We start from the raw sequence: 15,952 nt of genomic DNA, 5'->3' as shown, positions 1-15,952 counted from the left end.
GAAGGAAAGATCATCAACGTGGCCGGGATGATCGCCTTCAGCGGCCCCGCAGACGGATCCGTCATGCCCCGCCGTGCCGTCTACGCGGGCACCTTGGCCCACCTCGTCGCCATGTCCCAGACGCTCAGCGCCGAACTGGACGGCACCGGCATCCAGGTCGAGGTCCTCTGCCCCGGCATCGTCGCCACCGAATTCCACGAGCGCCAAGGCCTCGACCTGAGCGCCGTGCCCCGCATGACCGCCGACGAGGTCGTCGCCGCTGGACTACGCGGCCTCGAGCTCGGCGAAGTCGTCTGCGCCCCCGGTGTGGAAGACGCCGGCCTCCTCGACGCTGTCTTCGAAGCCGACCTCGCTGTGTTCAGCGGACAGAGCCCCGAACTCGCCTCCCGCTACCGGGCCGACTGAAGATGAACTCCTGCAAGTCAACACCAAAGTCCTCGACCTGCTCGGCCGCAGCTGCCCGGTGAAATCCAGGTGCGCCCGCATGCTTTCATTTCGCCAGCTGTAGTGCGAAGTGGCCCACGCCGCCCGCGGCGCCGTTGATGAGCATCGTCGTGTCGGCGTTCAGCGCCATCGGGCGATGCTCACCGACGCCCAGGCCGCACACAAAGTTCGACGAAGATGCGCCGCCTGGGAGACGGATCCTGGTGAGCCGCGCCGATTCAGCCGGCCTGTAGCAGCTGCCCGGCGATCCGGTATGTGTGCCGGCACGGCCCCACCCACGCCAGGTTTGATGCTGCCGACCAGCAGGAATACACCGTCAGCGAGACCGCGTTCGATCCATTTCTGGTGTCCGGTCATGTGCTGCGGGGCGTCATTCCGGTTGCTGGAGAACCTGAGCAGAACTACGAACATGCTTTTGTCGCTTCTATTTCCGTCAGTCGTGTGCCCCGGCGTCGTCACCGGGCAGTGTGGTCGGGGTTGTCGGTGTAGGTGTCGAGCCAGTCGTGCAGGCGTCCGACCTCACGGCGGATGAACTGTTCGTCGTGGAAGGCATTGGCCAGGGTGGCCACGCCCTGGGTCGCACGCCTGATCCTCCCATTGGGCGAGCATGCGGCGGGTGTCGGCGACGCGGGCGTCGATGACCGCGTCGAGGATGTCGTCCTTGGCCTTGAAGTGGTAGTAGAAGTTGGCGCGCGACAGATGCACGGCCGCGGCGATGGACGCGAAGGAGGTCCGGTCGAACCCGCGATGGCAGAACACCTCGTCCGTCACCTCGACGATGTGTTCGCGAGTCGTCTTGCCGCTTGCCGAATCACCGAGGCTAGGACGCATGACCTACTGCGTCGAGATCGCGTGCGTGAAGACCTCACCGCGGCCACCGACGCGATCGAGCGAGCTCGAGCGGAACATGGACACACGCCTGGCCTTGGCGGGTGAGTGACAGTGAATCGCCACAGCGAAATGACCAAAGTATGACGCGCGGGCGGTCGCACGCGACTTTGCCGCTACTGTCCGGACAGAATCACCTCATGAATATCGACTTCGCGGGTGGAACCCGCACGACCAGCGCCATCCGGGCGTGACGCCGATGCGGATCATGTTGACCGGTGCCGCCGGGTTCATCGGATCGCATGTGCGCCGGGCGCTGTCGGAGGCCGGGCACGAGGTGGTTGCCGTCGATCTGATGTTGCCCGCGGCGCACGGGCCTGGTGTACCAGTCCCGGACGGTGTGCTTCGGGTCGATGTCCGTGATCGCCGAGGCATCGAGCCGTTGCTGCGTGGCGTCGACGTGGTTTGTCACCAGGCCGCGGTCGTCGGAGCCGGTGTGAGCGTCGCGGACGCACCCGCATATGCCAGCCACAATGATTCGGGAACGGCGGTCTTGCTGGCCGCGATGGCTGAGATGGGCTGCCGTAGGTTGGTTCTGGCGTCCTCGATGGTCGTCTATGGCGAGGGCCGATACCGAAACGCGCGCGGAGAGATTGTCGACGTGGGGTTGCGCGATCGAGCGGATCTCGACTGTGGGCGGTTCGAGCACCGTTGCGCTGAAACCGATGCGGCGTTGGATTGGGAGCCGGTACCCGAGCACGCTCCGTTACGTCCGCGCAGCCTGTACGCAGCCAGCAAGGTGGCGCAGGAGCACTATGCGGCGGCGTGGTCGGCCGCTACCGGCGGCGTTGTCACGGCCCTGCGGTACCACAATGTGTACGGCGATGATATGCCGAGGGACACACCGTATTCCGGTGTCGCGGCGATTTTCCGGTCGGCTCTCGAGGCCGGACATCGGCCAAGGGTGTTCGAAGACGGCGGGCAGCTGCGAGATTTCGTGCACGTCACCGATGTCGCGGCGGCCAACCTGGCGGCCGTCGAGCATCCGTTGCCGGGATTCGCGGCCCTGAACGTCTGCTCAGGGCAGCCGATCACGATCGGCGAGGTCGCCGCGGTGCTGGCGAGAGCCCGTGGTGGTTTGCCGCCGGTTGTCACCGGCGAGTACCGGCCCGGCGATGTCCGCCATATCGTCGCCAGCCCGGACGCGGCGCAGCGCATGCTGGGGTTTTCCGCGCGGGTAGAGCCGCGTAAGGGGCTCGCGGACTTCGCGTTCGCGCCCCTGCGTGCGACGACAGGCGCAGTCGCGCCGACGATCTGACTCAATGCCCCGGAAGCGGCAACCGTACTTCGAACCGGCAACCTTGTTCACGATTCTCCGCGGTGATATCGCCCGCGTGCGCCTCGACGAGCCCCGCGGCGATGGCCAGGCCCATGCCGCTGCCTGCGGGCACGCCGTCGGCGGCAACCGGTGATCGGGTGGACGTGCCCCGGTAGGCGATGTCGAAGATCCGGGGAAGGTCGTTCTCGGCGATGCCGGGGCCCGTGTCGTCGACCCTGGCCCAGGCGTGCCGGTCGTCGGATCCGGCCGAGATCGCCACGTGACCACCAGGCGGGGTGTGCGCGATCGCGTTCGACACCAGATTCGTCAGCACGCGTCCCAGCGCCCGATCGTCGGCCGCGACCGTGATCCGGGAGTCCGGGTGTTCGGCGTAGAGCGCCACCGTGGCGCGCTCGGCGGTCGTGCGATTGGCGGCGAGCACCTCATCGATCAGCTCGCGCAGATCGATCGGCTCCAACTCCAGTCGCAACGCACCGGCGTTGATCTTCGACATTTCGAACAGGTCGTCGACCATGCCGGAAAGCCGGTGGACCTCCCGGCCGATCTGTGCGGCGTAGCGCGATACGTCGGCGCTGTCGGTCACCACGCCGTCCGAGAGCGCCTCGGCCATGGCGCGGATGCCCGCGAGCGGGGTGCGCAGATCGTGGCTGACCCATGCGACCAGCTCACGCCTGGAGTGCTCGGCGGCTCGCTCTTGTTCCCGTATCTGCTTCTCCCAGACGGTTTTACGGGCCTGCTGACGACCGAGCAGTACTGCGGCGGGGACGGTGACCGCGGCGACGACGACGAGCACGACCAGTGTGTGGTGCAGCTCGGTGGTGAACATCAGCCCGCTCACGACGGTCATGCCGGCCAACGCCGAGAGGATCGGAATCAACACCAGCGCCACCATGCTGGTGGTCAGCGACCGGCTACCGGCCGCACGCAGCAGAATCGCGCCGAACAGCACCACCGGCGCCGATCCGGCCGCAGTGTAGAGCACCAGCTGTACCGTCGACTCATCCATTCGACGCCTCCTGCTCGCCACCGGCGCGTCTCCACGCGTAGCCGCGTCCCCATATCGTGTCGATCCGATGATGGTCACCGAGCTTGGCACGCAATCGCTTGACGTGCACGGTGACGGTCGACAGGTCGCCGAAGTCCCAACCCCACACCCGTGCGAGCAGCTCCTCGCGACTGAACACCGCACCAGGATGCCGCACCAGGAATTCGAGAAGGTCGAACTCGCGCGGCGTCAGGTCCACTGGGACGCCGTTCGCGGACACGAACCGCGCAGCGGGCCGCACCTCGACGCGGCCGTCGCGCAGCACCAGGTGGCCGGGGGTGGCCGGTGGCCGTGACCTGCGCAGCACCGACGCCACACGCAGCGCCAGTTCGCGCGGGCTGAACGGCTTGGTCACGTAATCGTCGGCGCCCGCCTCGAGCCCGACCACCCGGTCGTCTTCCTCACCGAGCGCGGTGAGCAGGATGATCGGGGTGTCCGGACGTGGCCCGGAGCGGACGGCGCGGCAGATGTCTATGCCGTCCGGCGCGGGCATCATCACGTCCAGCACCGCGAGCTCGACCTCGTCGTCGCGGCGCGCCAGCGCAGCGGTAGCGCTCGCCCCGTCGGCGGTCTCGATCACGGTCAGGCCGTCGCGTTCGAGATAGCGGCGGACGACCTCTCGTACCACGGGGTCGTCGTCGGCGATGAGTATGCACATGGCGATCACCAATTCGTCAGGATCAGATGAGCGAGTACCAACGTCCCCACCGCCTGCACCGTAAGCCAGATCCGTGCCGATGCTCTCGGCAGGAACGCGGTGCCGACGAGTAGCCACACGTCGAACGGCAGCCAGATCCGCTCGGTCTCGGCCTTGCTCAAACCGCTGGCGTCGGCGATGAGGACCGCACCCAAACCGGCGGCCACCAGAATCGCCGCCGGGTCCGCAGCGCGCAGCCGCGCGATCGCTCCCGGCAGCGCCGCGACGGTCGCCAAACCGACAGCGCACACGGTTGCCGCCAGATTGCCCCACCACCAGTAGCCGAACGGCCGCTCGGCGGCAATGCCCTGGTAGTAGCGCTGGACGACCAGGTGGTAGCCGTCGAGCCACCAGAACCCGGCGGCGGTGAACGCCACGACAACCGTCAGCGCACCGGCGAGCGCGGGAAGCAGTGGCCGCAACGTCCGGCCAGTGATGAGGACAGCCGCGGCCGGGAGAGCCATGAGCACCAGTCCGTAACTGAGGTAAGCGCCGAGGCCGAACAACACCCCTGCGCCGACCGCGGCCGGGGCACGGCCGGAGCGGGTCGCGATCGCGAGCAACGCGACAGCCCACGCGGCGGTCGCGGCGAATATCGCGTCGGCCGACACTGCGATCCACAACGCGGCAGGCGCGAGCACCAGGAACGGTAACGCGGCCCGCGCCTGGGCCTGGGCTCCTAGCGCGCTCAGCGCGACGGCCACGGCGATCACCACGCTGCAGCCGATCACCAGGCAGGCCAATCCTGCCCACGCACCGCCGCCGAGCCCGGCCCGGTCCAGGATCACGAAGAACAACAGGGCTCCGGGAGGGTGCCCGGAAACGTGCGTGGTCCACGAGTCGGGCTGGAAGTCGAGAATGCGGCCGGAGAACCCGCGAAGCACGGCATGCAGGTCGGTGACTCCGGGAACCTCGTACAGGTACTCGTTGCGATCCGTCAGCCGGTCGGTGAAACCTCGCCGCCAGCCGTCGACCAGCGCCAGCGACAGCGCCCAGCAGACCGACGCGGCATAGGCCGCACCCAGCAGCCGGGGCCAGGACAGCCGGGCCACGACCGCAGGGCCGCTCGTGACGATCGCCGCCGCGAGGAGAATCGCGGGCACGGTTCCCCACCCGGCATGGGGCAGCCACTCGCCGAAGATCGGCGCCGCGCCCGCGTACAGCGAGCGACGCCACTGTTCGCTGGCGATTCGCGGAATGACGAATGCGGTGACAACCAGCGCGACGGCGGCCCCGGCGGCGAGTAAATCGCCGCGCGATGGGACAGTCCTGCCCCGCGCGGCTTCGGTCAGGTCATGCACAGAGGTCACGATAGGCCGGAGTGATCCCCGGATCTGCGACTGAAGGAACCGAAATGCATAACGTCAGAGTTTCGTCACCGGTTTCGCGGCTCTGTCGAGCTTTCGAGCGCATAGCGTCGGCACGGTGACCGAACCCATGGACGAGCGATACGGCGTGACAGTCGTCATCCCGTGTCGAGACGAAGCTGAAGCGTTGCCAAACGTCTTGGCGGCCATTCCCGCCGGCTACCGGGTACTGGTCGTCGACAACGGATCCACCGACGCCACCGCGACCGTCGCGCAGGCGGGTGGAGCCCGGGTGGTCGCCGAGCCCCGGCCCGGATACGGCGCCGCGGTCCAGACCGGTGTCGCCGCGGCGCAGACCGAGTTGATCGCGGTCCTCGACGGCGACGGCTCGATGGACCCCACCGAACTGCCGATGCTCGTCGAGGCGGTACTGGCGGGTGCGGATCTCGCGGTCGGCCGACGCAGACCGGTACGCCCTGGCGTGTGGCCCTGGCACGCCCACCTCGGCAACCGGATAATCGCCGGACGACTGCGCCATAAGCACGGCGTGCCGGTGCACGACATCGCCGCGATGCGCGTCGCCCGCCGCGCGTCGCTCCTCGCACTGGGGCCGCTGCACACCCGCTTCGGCTACCCGCTGGAACTGCTCATCGGCGCCGCGAAAGCACAGTGGCGGATCGTCGAAAAAGACATCACCTACCGACCACGAGCCGGTGGCACATCGAAAGTGTCCGGCTCCTGGCGTGGATCGCTGCGCGCCACTCGGGACTTCTGGACGGTCCTGAAATGATGTTTCCGACGACTCGATCCGCGACACTTCTGGTGCTGGCGAAGGCGCCCGTCGCCGGATTCGCCAAGACACGCCTGACACCGCCGCTCACACCACACGAAGCAGCAGATCTCGCCGCGGCGTCGTTGCTCGACACACTCGAGGCCGTGCTGCACACCGACGTCGCCCACCGCGTCGTCGCTCTGACCGGCGACCTCACCGCAGCCGAGCGCCGGGGCGAACTACGGCGACTGCTGGCCCACTTCCGGGTCGTGCCGCAACGCGGCCGCACCTTCGGCGAACGACTGGCCAACGCGCATGCCGATGCCGCCCGGGCAGCCCTGCCAGTACTGCAGATCGGCATGGACACACCACAGATCGACGCGACGCAACTGACCCGCGCCGCCGGCGAACTCGTCGACACCGGCGACGCCGTGCTCGGCCCGGCCACCGATGGCGGCTGGTGGGCGCTCGGCCTACCCACCCCGCAGCCAGCGCGCGCCCTCATCACCGTGCCGATGTCGACCCACCGCACCGGACTACTGACCCGAAAGGCGGTGCAGCAGTGCGGTTTACACGTTCGCACACTGCCGACGCACTCCGATGTCGACCGGTTCGAAGACGCCATGCGCGTCGCCACGTCCACCCGGGGACGGTTCGCCGACACGGTGCACCGCCTGCGCCGACGACACCTGGCGACGCGATGAGCGGGACCTTCGACCAAGCGCTGACCGGCGCGGACTGCTGGGTCCGCGCCGCAGACGGAAGCAGACGCGCGTTGCCGATACGACGCTGGTTGGGAACCGCCGACCCCGCCGATCGCCGCGCCGACACCGCCTTGACTCGCCTGTGCGACGGACCGACGATCGACCTCGGCTGTGGACCGGGACGACTGGTCGCCGCGCTGCTACGGCGCGGCGTTGTCGCCCTCGGTGTGGACATCTCGCCCATGGCCGTGGCGATCACCAGATTTCGCGGGGCGCCCGCCCTGCACCGCGATCTGTTCGGGCCGCTGCCCGGCACCGGGCGATGGTCCTACGCGCTGCTCGCGGACGGCAATATCGGCATCGGCGCCGACCCGGGTCGGTTGCTCGCCCGGATTCGCGACCTGCTCGCGGGCGACGGAGTCGCCGTAGTCGAATTCGACAGCCCCGGCACCGGCATGGTTTCCGAGCGACTGCGCCTCGAGACGAATAACGCTGCCAGCCAATGTTTTCCGTGGGCGCGCGTAGGCATCGAGCACGCCGAAGCGCTGGCCAGGGCCACCGGGTTCCGGGTACGCACGACCCTCGAGGTGCATGGGCGACACATCGCCTGTCTGGACCGATGCCGGACCCCGACGGCGGTTCCGGCATGATCGCGCGGAACTGGGCAATCCGGCGACGGAACGAATTATCGAGTCGCAAAACCGATTCCGGCCCGCGCGGACCCGAAGTTGCCAGCCGAGTCGGCATCCCACTCGGCATCGCGATTCTGGTGTGCTTCACGACCGGCCTGATCAGCCACTGGATACAGCATCCGCCGACCTGGTTCTGGTGGCCCACCCGACCTGTATGGCTGTATCGACTCACCCAGGGCTCGCACATCATCGCCGGAGTCGCCGCCATTCCCCTGCTGCTGGTGAAATTGTGGGCGGTATACCCGAGGCTGTTCCGGCGACCGGTCCTGCGTTCGCCACTGGCGATCGCCGAACGCGGATCGATCGGCTTGCTCGTGGGATCGGTCATCTTCCAGCTGTCGACCGGACTGGCGAACATCGCCCAGTACTACCCATGGAAGTTCTTCTTCCCCACCGCGCACTATGCGATGGCCTACGTCGCTATCGGGGCACTCTCGGTGCATCTGGCCGTGAAGCTGCCAGTGGTGCGAAACGCGTTGAGCCGCCCCATCGACTCCTCGGCCGGTGCCGCATCCGCCACCACATCGGCGAAACCAGCTGCGACCGGACCGCTGTCGACCGCCGAACCGCCCGCGATGAACGTTCGCGAAGATACACCTTCGGTCGGCCCAGCAGCCGCCGCCCCTCGTATATCCCGCCGCGCGATACTGAACGCGGCATGGGCTTCCGCCGCGGTTGCCGCGCTGGCGGTCGCGGGGCAGACCGTACCATTCCTGCGCTGGATGGCGGTCCTCGCACCGCGCAGCGGCCAAGGCCCACAGGGAGTTCCCGTCAATAGATCGGCGACCGCGGCTGGTGTCGTCGAACGTGCAAACGATCCGCGCTACCGGCTGGTCATAACCGCTGGCAACCGGCGGCACGAGTTCACCCTGGACGAATTGGCCGCGCTGCCACAGGCCACGGCGCGACTGCCGATCGCATGCGTCGAAGGGTGGTCGGCGTCCGCCTACTGGTCCGGTGTCCGGCTGCGGGACATACTCGCCGTCGTCGGATATAGCGGAGGCGATGTGCGTTTCGATTCCCTGGAAGCCAGCGGCCTCTATCGAAGCTCGGTTCTGCCCGCACACCACGCGACAGATCAGGACACGCTCATCGCGCTGACGCTGAACGGGCAAACACTCGACCTCGACCACGGCTATCCGTGCCGTCTCATCGCGCCGAACCGCCCAGGCGTCTTACAGACGAAATGGCTCTTCCGAATCGAGGTGCTGTCATGATCACCGCCGCACGCGGCCTCCTGCTCGTAACCGGCCTCGGGCTCGGCTGGTATGGCATCGCCGCGCTCCTGGACCTCCCCCCCACGGACCTGATCTCCGTCGCGCTGTGGTTCTGCGGCGGAATCCTCGTGCACGACGCCGTCTTCGCTCCGCTGGCGGCGGCCACCGGACTCGGCGCGCGACGAATCCTCCCCATCGACGGGTGGGCACCCGCGGCGTGCGGCGCCGTATGCACCGTCACACTCGCATTGATCGCCGCGCCAGTAATCGGACGCCGAAACGCGATGCCGGACAATCCGACCGTGCTGGATCGCTCCTACTCACTCGGCCTGATCGCCGCCGTGACCGTGGTGTGGTCGCTCGTCGCCATCATCTTGTTGATACAGCGACAGCATCGACGCCTTCGATAACAAAAGACTTGACGCTCTCGTCGCGGCGGGTTCACGAGCTCAGGTGTGGAGATCGCGGCGGGTATAGCCGAAACACCGATAGCCGTGAAGGCGAAGGTGATCGCCGTGAACACGGTGGTTACGAGCCGGTCCGGAGGGACGTGCGGCACTGCGGCGAGGTGAGCGGTGAGTCGTCCCCGTCGTCTGCGGCTCGGTGGCCATCCTCATTTCGCGATGCGTGGAGACGCCAGAGAGACGCCACGCCGGTTCGATGACCGCCGGGAGGATTCCAAGGCCCCAGCCGAATCTTCGACCGTGCCGCGATTGTCCTCCCGCGTTCACTCACACCGCGTCGAGGTGCGTCCTTTCCTGTTCTCCTCCGTCTGTCCTGATGCCAGTCCCCACGGATCAAGGAGTCACCATGACCGACCCGACCGAGTTCGAGTCCCCGGCGACAGTTCGCACGGACGCACCCCCGCAACCTGCGGCGCCCACGTGTTGCAGCACCGAACGGCAGACCGCGTGCTGCGATGACAGCGAAAAGGCGACGTGCTGCGCTTCGGCAGCCACGGCCGGCGGCGGATGCGGCTTTCAGTAGCTCTCACCCGGGACAGTGCGGTGCGAGCCTCGAGAGGCTCGCACCGCATCTTTGTCTGGTCGTGGTGACGTGCGGGTGACCGGTGGACGTTCCGAGCCGATGCGCCGGTCTACTGGTCCGAGGGTGCGGCAGCACCACAGCCGCAGCCTCCGTCACTGCCGGCTGTGTCTCCGCAGGCTCCCTCGCGGGGTTGGTAGTCGTGGACGTGGCCGGCCCGGTCCTGGCTGATCTGGCAGCAGGCGTGCAGTTGGGCGTGGAGGGCGGCGCGGCCGCGTTGGACACGGGATTTCATCCCGGACACCGAGATACCGGCCTCGCTGGCGGCAGCGGCGTGCGTGCGGGCGTCGAGGTCGACCATCTTCACCGCGGCCGCCTGCTCGGCGGGCAGCGCGGAAAGCATCGGCACCAGGCAGGAGGCGAGTTCTTTCTGCGCCGCCTCGTCGGCGCCGAGTTCGTCCTCGCCTGTGGACGGGTTGTCGGGGACGGCGTCGACGGGGAGTTCGCGGCGATGGGGCGCGGAACGGTAGTAGTCGGTGATGGCGTTGCGGGTGATGGCATACATCCAGCCCAGCAGCCGGTCCTGGTCGCGCAAGTTGTCCAGGCTTTTGGCCATTCGCAGGAACACGGTCGACAGGATGTCGTCGGCGTCTTCTGGGCGGGAGACCCGGCGGGCGATGAAGGCGCGCAGGTCGCTGGAAAAGCGGCGCCAGAGCTGTTCGAGATCACCGGGTTGCGGCTGGGGTGTGGTCGCGGTGGTGGCCGTTGGCTGGCTCATGATCGTGGTTCCTCTCCGTCTCCAGCATCCTCGCCTGCTAGCGCGGCGGCGAGCCTTTGGTTCGTCATCGCACGTAATGACGGTGATGACCCCGATCGGACGCATCCGTGCGTCCCGATCCGGCGTGTCACGTCTGTATGGATGTCGATGTCGATGTCGGATTCGCCGATTCGACAGACCCGATGAGCGCGGTGAGGAGGTGAGAGCGATGCTCACGACACATCTGCTGTCGGATCTGACCGACGAAGAGGTCGATCTGATCGTGGCCGAGGAACTGCATCTGCTCGACGCCATCCCATGAGCGCGTCGACGCCCGCACCGGGCGTATCCGCTGAAACAGCACACCCCGTGCGCCCCTACGCCCTCGCCGGGTAGGGGCCATGGACGTGCCCGGCTCCGGGCGCACCGCACACGCAGAACCCGCCTCGTCCTTCCCTGATGGAAGGACGAGACGAGTGCGCCGTCGTTCAGCGAGCGCTTGCCGACCGAACCATGCGGGTGAGGGCGGGGACTGCGGTGACCGCGGCCCACAGTCCGAGCGCCGCGACCAGGGCGGCGGCAGTGTCGGCGGCGGTGGCGGTGCCCAGCACGTGCCCGCGCAGGGCGTCGGTGGCGTGCGCGACCGGGTTCAGCGTGGCCATGGCCTGCATCAAGCCGGGCATGGTGCGGATCGGTGCGAACGCACTCGAGACGAACATCAGTGGCATCATCACCATCATTCCGGCGAACTGGACCACATCCGGGCGGCGCAGCCGGTCCCCGATCAGCCCGAACAGCGCGCTCATCGCCCCCGCCAGCACCACCAGAACCACGACCGCGGCAACGGCATCGATAGCGGTGCCGTGGAAGTCGAAACCCAGTAGTACCGCGGCGATTCCGAGCAGCCCGGCTCGGGCGAGGGTGAACACGGCCTCGTTGATGGTGCGAGCCATCCCTGGCAACGTCGCGCGCATCGGCAGGGCCGCGAAGCGGTCGTGCAGGCCGGTGGTGTGATCGATCGCGGCGGAGACTCCGGCGTTGGTGCCGGCCATCACCGTGGAGACCGCGAGCATGGCCGGGGTGAGGAAGTCGATGTAGCTGACCCCGGCCGGGAAGCCGGGTCCGGCGGCGACGCTACGGAACACCTGGCTGAACAGCACGAGCATCGCCATCGGCATGGTCAGCGAGAACATCAGCAACTGCGGCACGCGGGCGCTGGTGCGCAGGTTCCGCACAGTCAGGGCGGCGAGTTGGTCGACGATCGGGGAACGCCCGATCACGGTCGTAGTGGTGGTGTTCATCGGTGGGCTCCGGTGGTGTGGGCGAGGTGAGTGAAGACGTCGTCGAGGCTCGGGGAAGCCACGTCCAGATCGGTGACGTCGATGCCGCCGCGGTGCAGGTCGGCCACCAGCGCGGTCGCGGTGCGGGCATCGTCGACGGTGACCGACACCCGCACCCAGGTGCCCTCGACCCGATCGGTGTCCGGGGTGAACGGCAGATCCGCGATCCGGTGAGCGGGGACGGTGGCGTGCAAGACCTTGCCGCCGACGATCCGCTTCAACTCCGAGGGAGCGCCGCGAGCGGCGACCCGGCCGTGGCTGAGCACCACGATGTTGTCGGCGAGCCGGTCGGCCTCCTCAAGATACTGGGTCGTCAGCAAGACGGTGGTGCCCGCAGCGGTGAGCTCGTCGACGACATCCCACAATCCGGCGCGGGCCAGGGGGTCAAGACCAGTGGTCGGCTCGTCGAGGAACAGCACCGACGGGTCGCCGACAAGGCTGGCGGCCAGATCGACGCGGCGGCGGGAACCGCCGGACAGTTCCCCGACCCGCCGGATCGCGTACTCGCCCAGCCCGAGCCGGTCGATCAGCCCGTCGGCCCGTGCGCGGGCGGTGCGGCGCAGCCCGGCAAGGCGGCCGATCAGCTCCAAATTCTCCCGGGCAGTGAGGAATTCGTCGAGTCCGGCATATTGACCGGTCACCCCGATCCGGCGACGGACCTCGGTGGCGTCGGCGACCACGTCGAGCCCCCCGATCTCCACACGGCCGATCGTGGGCCGCACCAGAGTGGTGAGGGCACGAATCAGGGTCGTTTTGCCCGCCCCGTTGTGCCCGAGCACCCCCAGCGTCGTCCCGGCGGCAACTTCCAGATCGACACCGTCGAGGGCCCAGGTTTTGCCGTAGGCGACGTGCAGATCCTCGACCACGACGGCCGGGGCGCTCATCGCACACCCCCGACGCGGTTGAACAGGTGGTTGGAAAGGTGGATGGTCATCGCAGGGTTCCTCTCGGAAGAAGGTGTGTTCCCACCCCGGGTGGATGGGAGTCCGCTTCCTCAGACGAACCAGCCGCTGGTTGGACGCACTGCCCCCCCAGCGGCGGCCGGTCATCAGGTGGATCCCACGCGGGCGAGCTACGCCGGATCCCGCGACCCACACCGCGCAGTGACACCGACGACAGCAATCACTGCCACTCCGCACCCTGCAGCTGGACGCGGATGCGTATGGGAAAGAGGCACCATTGCGGATGCATCCTGTGCTGACCTGCGCTCCGAAAAGTTGACTGAGCGGTTCGGGGCGTTCGCTTATTGAGCAGGGGAAGGCAGCGAGGCGGGTTGGACCAGCGCGCGGGTGATCGGCAGTTTCGTCGTCGCGGCGATGCCCGCCACCGACCAGGGACAGGGTGAGTGAGTCGATGTCGGCGTCGGCTGCGATGCGGCCCAGTTCCCGCTCGTCGGCGATACTGGACGCGGTCGGCAACGCCATCGACTCTTTGGGCGGAGCCTTCACGGTGGACTACATCACTTTGGCCGCGACCGCCGCACGCAGGCACTTCCTGACGGCCGCGCTCGGCACCGAAGCCGGTCGAGGGTCGATGGCTGCGGCTCGAGCTGGCGCACAACCACATCGGCGTGCACGTTGCCGCAGGTCGCCGTGATGCAGCGTGCGTCGCGGCGGGCCTTCATCGCGCGGAGGTCGAATCATGTGATGGCTGACTCGAAAATCCGTTACGGTCCGATCTGGGTAGAGGTGCCCACCCCCTGCGGGCGTCCCACCCACCCGGGGGGTGGGCACCCTCCACCCCCCGGGGCCCCTGCGGGGCTTGTGTGGGTCACGCCAGTTCGGTTGGACCCGCGTCGTCTGTCCAGTCAGAACAGTGCGGCCGATGCGCTGCGGCTCTGCTCACGGGCTTTCCGATGCCTATCCCCTATAGCGAATAACTCTATGTCGCTGTTACAGCTGCAGAGGTCGGCTCGCTTCAAGTTGGCGCCCACAGGCTCGTCTCCATACGCGCGGCCGCTGCCAGCGCGGGCAACGTGGATGGCAGGAATGGTTTGTCCGATCCGTCGGTCGAGCCTACGCGGCCATGACGGCCCGAGAATGCCTCGTGGCGCGCACCTATCGGGCGTGCGGTGCCATCGTGGCGTGCGCCGCGAATCCGGGCCCCGGAGGATAAGCACCGGCTGGAATGCGCCTGCGCGGAGACCTCTGCACTGAGGTGTTGCTGGATGACGTCTTTGCTGCCGGGTAAACGCCAGCTGACGAGGCGATGTCAGTGAAGCCGCCGCATCCCGCCATCGACATTACAGGGGCCCACTTACATTCGCTGGGAATAGGTACGACCACGCTTTCCTCGAAAGTCATAGTTTGCTGGCTTAGACTCTCCCTGCCCGCTCGCTTGGGGGACGGCGGCGGACGTAGGACGCAGTGCGGAAACAAGGAAGCATATGGAAGTGATTGCGCGCGATGCGCTACCGGAAATCACCTCGGTTGTCGTCGACGGCGAAGTCCACAACATAGGCCTGCTCAAGGACTTTCATCGCAATCCCACGCTCGAGGAGTTCGTTCCCGATTTCAGCCGGCTTTCGGTCAGCTGGGTGCGACTGCGAGCGGACGAGGAACTCGCGGTCCACCAGCATCCCACGAAAAGCATGATCGTCATCGCCGAGGGAACCGGCCGGGCCATCGGCGACATCACCTCGGACATCCGGGCCGGTGACGTCGTCGTGGTTCCGCCGGATGCGCGGCACGGATTCGTGGGTACCGCGCCGGATGGCTTTTGGGCGCTGTCGATCCAATTCGAGGGCGCAGGCCTGTACGAGAATCTGGACGATCCCCGGGTCACTTTCGTCGGTGACCGACCGGAACTCGCGGCCGTGCGCGCGGAAAACGACCGGTACATGCGTGAATTCGAAGACCACGCACTGGTCCGCCTGGTCCGCGAGCTCGACGCGCAGCCGCCGCGGGTGCGCGACGGTCTGCTCGATCATCTCCAAGGGTGGTCCGACGGGTTCCAGCGCGTGATCGCCGCGCGGGTCGCCGGCGAGTACGACGGACCGGCGCGCGCGCTCGCCGACGAACATCTCGCCGAGGAGATCGGCCACAACCGGCTGCTGGCCGAGATCCGCGACGGTCGCCGCGCACCGTGGGATCCAGTGATCGCCGCCGTCTCGTCGTGGTTCGTGGATCGCATGACCACGGCGTCTTCGGTGGAGCGCACGGTTCTGGCGCATTTGGTGCTCGAGGGCAGCGGGCTGATCTTCCATGTCGCCGGACTCTCCTCGTTCCCGGACAGCCGGTACTTCCAACTGCACGACGGTGCGGACGCCGAGCATCTCGAAATGGGATACCGGGCACTGGCCGAGCGCGAGGACTGGACACCCGCCGAGGTCGGCACAATGCTGCGCCAGGGCTGGCAGATGATGGGCTTGCTGTGTGACCGGATCGCCGAAAACGCCCGGCGGACGGCGTCACTCGACCATGTCTGAAATCGAGGCCCACGACCCCGCCCGGTTCGAAGAGCTGGAACGCCAAGTGCTTGCGGCGATTTTCCGCGGTGACCAGGCCGCCATGGAAGAGCTGATGCACCCGGACGGTTACGGCTTCGACGCGACGATGGGCCTCGTGCGTCAGCGCGAGCTGATCGACAGCATCGACGGACTTGCCCCGGGCGCCCGCTTCGCGGCCGACCAGGTCCAGGTGGTCCCCGCGGGAGAGGGCGTCGCGGCACTGACGTACCGGCTCCGGCAGTGGGGCGAATTCAACGGCACCTCGCTACCGGAAGTCGTCTACTGCAGCAGCATCTGGCGACTCGGGGACGGTCGGTGGCAGGCGGTCTTCCACCATGAGACCCCGGCCTCCGCCGGCCGATCCGATTGAAAGCGGTT

The 15,952-nt window shown here is 67.7% G+C and carries 16 protein-coding genes; 9 read left to right on the top strand and 7 right to left on the bottom strand.

Annotated elements, in window-relative coordinates; translation table 11 throughout:
* Positions 1 to 405, top strand: a 405-nt coding sequence (locus ON34_RS29315) for an SDR family NAD(P)-dependent oxidoreductase (RefSeq protein ID WP_040785722.1), incomplete at its 5' end; no start/stop codon positions are given.
* A gap of 558 nt (positions 406 to 963) precedes the next feature.
* Here the strand turns inward: ON34_RS29315 and ON34_RS29310 are convergent.
* Entirely contained in the window at positions 964 to 1,275 is a 312-nt protein-coding gene (locus ON34_RS29310) for a TetR/AcrR family transcriptional regulator (protein ID WP_051023293.1), read from the bottom strand.
* A 256-nt stretch (positions 1,276 to 1,531) separates the two neighbouring features.
* Between ON34_RS29310 and ON34_RS29305 the strand changes: the two genes are divergently transcribed.
* Positions 1,532 to 2,590 (top strand): NAD-dependent epimerase/dehydratase family protein, encoded by a 1,059-nt coding sequence (locus tag ON34_RS29305; protein ID WP_040785748.1) that lies wholly within the window; start codon positions 1,532 to 1,534, stop codon positions 2,588 to 2,590.
* A gap of 1 nt (position 2,591) precedes the next feature.
* On the opposite strand, the gene ON34_RS29300 is transcribed toward ON34_RS29305, so the two are convergent.
* The 3 genes from ON34_RS29300 to ON34_RS29290 are packed head-to-tail and all read right to left on the bottom strand — an operon-like array spanning position 2,592 to position 5,654.
* Complete coding sequence (locus ON34_RS29300; RefSeq protein ID WP_040785720.1) at positions 2,592 to 3,617, bottom strand: sensor histidine kinase; 1,026 nt, start codon at positions 3,615 to 3,617, stop codon at positions 2,592 to 2,594.
* Entirely contained in the window at positions 3,610 to 4,314 is a 705-nt protein-coding gene (locus ON34_RS29295; RefSeq protein WP_040785743.1) for a response regulator transcription factor, read from the bottom strand. Before ON34_RS29295 ends, ON34_RS29300 begins: the two co-directional genes overlap by 8 nt.
* A 5-nt stretch (positions 4,315 to 4,319) precedes the next feature.
* Positions 4,320 to 5,654 carry a hypothetical protein gene (locus ON34_RS29290; RefSeq protein ID WP_040785719.1) on the bottom strand — a complete coding sequence of 445 codons (1,335 nt, stop codon included), beginning with the start codon at positions 5,652 to 5,654 and terminating at the stop codon, positions 4,320 to 4,322.
* A gap of 136 nt (positions 5,655 to 5,790) precedes the next feature.
* Here ON34_RS29290 and ON34_RS29285 point away from each other — a divergent pair, with 136 nt between their 5' ends.
* From ON34_RS29285 to ON34_RS29265, 5 genes are read left to right on the top strand one after another with little or no spacing between them, the layout of a single operon-like run.
* Positions 5,791 to 6,450, top strand: a complete 660-nt coding sequence (locus ON34_RS29285) for a glycosyltransferase family 2 protein (protein ID WP_040785741.1) — start codon at positions 5,791 to 5,793, stop codon at positions 6,448 to 6,450.
* Positions 6,447 to 7,136 carry a TIGR04282 family arsenosugar biosynthesis glycosyltransferase gene (locus tag ON34_RS29280; protein ID WP_245548251.1) on the top strand — a complete coding sequence of 230 codons (690 nt, stop codon included), beginning with the start codon at positions 6,447 to 6,449 and terminating at the stop codon, positions 7,134 to 7,136. The genes ON34_RS29285 and ON34_RS29280 overlap by 4 nt, the downstream gene beginning before the upstream one ends.
* Positions 7,133 to 7,786 (top strand): methyltransferase domain-containing protein, encoded by a 654-nt coding sequence (locus tag ON34_RS29275; protein WP_040785718.1) that lies wholly within the window; start codon positions 7,133 to 7,135, stop codon positions 7,784 to 7,786. The genes ON34_RS29280 and ON34_RS29275 overlap by 4 nt, the downstream gene beginning before the upstream one ends.
* Positions 7,756 to 9,045, top strand: coding sequence for a molybdopterin-dependent oxidoreductase (locus ON34_RS29270; RefSeq protein WP_245548250.1), 1,290 nt, complete (start codon positions 7,756 to 7,758; stop codon positions 9,043 to 9,045). Before ON34_RS29275 ends, ON34_RS29270 begins: the two co-directional genes overlap by 31 nt.
* The gene (locus ON34_RS29265; protein ID WP_040785717.1) at positions 9,042 to 9,455 is read left to right on the top strand and encodes a hypothetical protein; all 414 of its coding nucleotides are present in this window, start codon (positions 9,042 to 9,044) and stop codon (positions 9,453 to 9,455) included. The genes ON34_RS29270 and ON34_RS29265 overlap by 4 nt, the downstream gene beginning before the upstream one ends.
* A gap of 686 nt (positions 9,456 to 10,141) precedes the next feature.
* Here ON34_RS29265 and ON34_RS29260 read toward each other — a convergent pair.
* From ON34_RS29260 to ON34_RS29250, 3 genes are all read right to left on the bottom strand, one after another.
* Positions 10,142 to 10,807 carry a sigma-70 family RNA polymerase sigma factor gene (locus tag ON34_RS29260; protein ID WP_040785716.1) on the bottom strand — a complete coding sequence of 222 codons (666 nt, stop codon included), beginning with the start codon at positions 10,805 to 10,807 and terminating at the stop codon, positions 10,142 to 10,144.
* Positions 10,808 to 11,274: 467 nt separating this feature from the next.
* The gene (locus ON34_RS29255) at positions 11,275 to 12,087 is read right to left on the bottom strand and encodes an ABC transporter permease (RefSeq protein WP_040785715.1); all 813 of its coding nucleotides are present in this window, start codon (positions 12,085 to 12,087) and stop codon (positions 11,275 to 11,277) included.
* The gene (locus ON34_RS29250; RefSeq protein ID WP_040785713.1) at positions 12,084 to 13,010 is read right to left on the bottom strand and encodes an ATP-binding cassette domain-containing protein; all 927 of its coding nucleotides are present in this window, start codon (positions 13,008 to 13,010) and stop codon (positions 12,084 to 12,086) included. Before ON34_RS29250 ends, ON34_RS29255 begins: the two co-directional genes overlap by 4 nt.
* A gap of 1,502 nt (positions 13,011 to 14,512) precedes the next feature.
* On the opposite strand from ON34_RS29250, the gene ON34_RS29245 reads away from it, so the two are divergent.
* Entirely contained in the window at positions 14,513 to 15,553 is a 1,041-nt protein-coding gene (locus ON34_RS29245) for a cupin domain-containing protein (protein WP_051023292.1), read from the top strand.
* Complete coding sequence (locus tag ON34_RS29240; RefSeq protein ID WP_040785711.1) at positions 15,546 to 15,944, top strand: nuclear transport factor 2 family protein; 399 nt, start codon at positions 15,546 to 15,548, stop codon at positions 15,942 to 15,944. Before ON34_RS29245 ends, ON34_RS29240 begins: the two co-directional genes overlap by 8 nt.
* The last annotated feature ends 8 nt before the right edge of the window (positions 15,945 to 15,952 follow it).

Origin of the sequence: Nocardia pneumoniae NBRC 100136 (genome assembly GCF_000308755.1) — a bacterium.
Taxonomy (GTDB): domain Bacteria; phylum Actinomycetota; class Actinomycetes; order Mycobacteriales; family Mycobacteriaceae; genus Nocardia; species Nocardia pneumoniae.
Note: the sequence above shows the minus strand (reverse complement) of the source record. Positions and strands in the feature narration are given on the sequence as shown.

Bases quoted from the DNA above. Each gene is read 5' to 3' on its own strand.
- ON34_RS29310 (WP_051023293.1), bottom strand. From the start codon at position 1,275: ATGCGTCCTAGCCTCGGTGATTCGGCAAGCGGCAAGACGACTCGCGAA.
- ON34_RS29305 (WP_040785748.1), top strand. From the start codon at position 1,532: ATGCGGATCATGTTGACCGGTGCCGCCGGGTTCATCGGATCGCATGTG.
- ON34_RS29300 (WP_040785720.1), bottom strand. From the start codon at position 3,617: ATGGATGAGTCGACGGTACAGCTGGTGCTCTACACTGCGGCCGGATCG.
- ON34_RS29295 (WP_040785743.1), bottom strand. From the start codon at position 4,314: ATGTGCATACTCATCGCCGACGACGACCCCGTGGTACGAGAGGTCGTC.
- ON34_RS29285 (WP_040785741.1), top strand. From the start codon at position 5,791: ATGGACGAGCGATACGGCGTGACAGTCGTCATCCCGTGTCGAGACGAA.
- ON34_RS29280 (WP_245548251.1), top strand. From the start codon at position 6,447: ATGATGTTTCCGACGACTCGATCCGCGACACTTCTGGTGCTGGCGAAG.
- ON34_RS29275 (WP_040785718.1), top strand. From the start codon at position 7,133: ATGAGCGGGACCTTCGACCAAGCGCTGACCGGCGCGGACTGCTGGGTC.
- ON34_RS29270 (WP_245548250.1), top strand. From the start codon at position 7,756: ATGCCGGACCCCGACGGCGGTTCCGGCATGATCGCGCGGAACTGGGCA.
- ON34_RS29265 (WP_040785717.1), top strand. From the start codon at position 9,042: ATGATCACCGCCGCACGCGGCCTCCTGCTCGTAACCGGCCTCGGGCTC.
- ON34_RS29260 (WP_040785716.1), bottom strand. From the start codon at position 10,807: ATGAGCCAGCCAACGGCCACCACCGCGACCACACCCCAGCCGCAACCC.
- ON34_RS29255 (WP_040785715.1), bottom strand. From the start codon at position 12,087: ATGAACACCACCACTACGACCGTGATCGGGCGTTCCCCGATCGTCGAC.
- ON34_RS29250 (WP_040785713.1), bottom strand. From the start codon at position 13,010: ATGAGCGCCCCGGCCGTCGTGGTCGAGGATCTGCACGTCGCCTACGGC.
- ON34_RS29245 (WP_051023292.1), top strand. From the start codon at position 14,513: ATGGAAGTGATTGCGCGCGATGCGCTACCGGAAATCACCTCGGTTGTC.
- ON34_RS29240 (WP_040785711.1), top strand. From the start codon at position 15,546: ATGTCTGAAATCGAGGCCCACGACCCCGCCCGGTTCGAAGAGCTGGAA.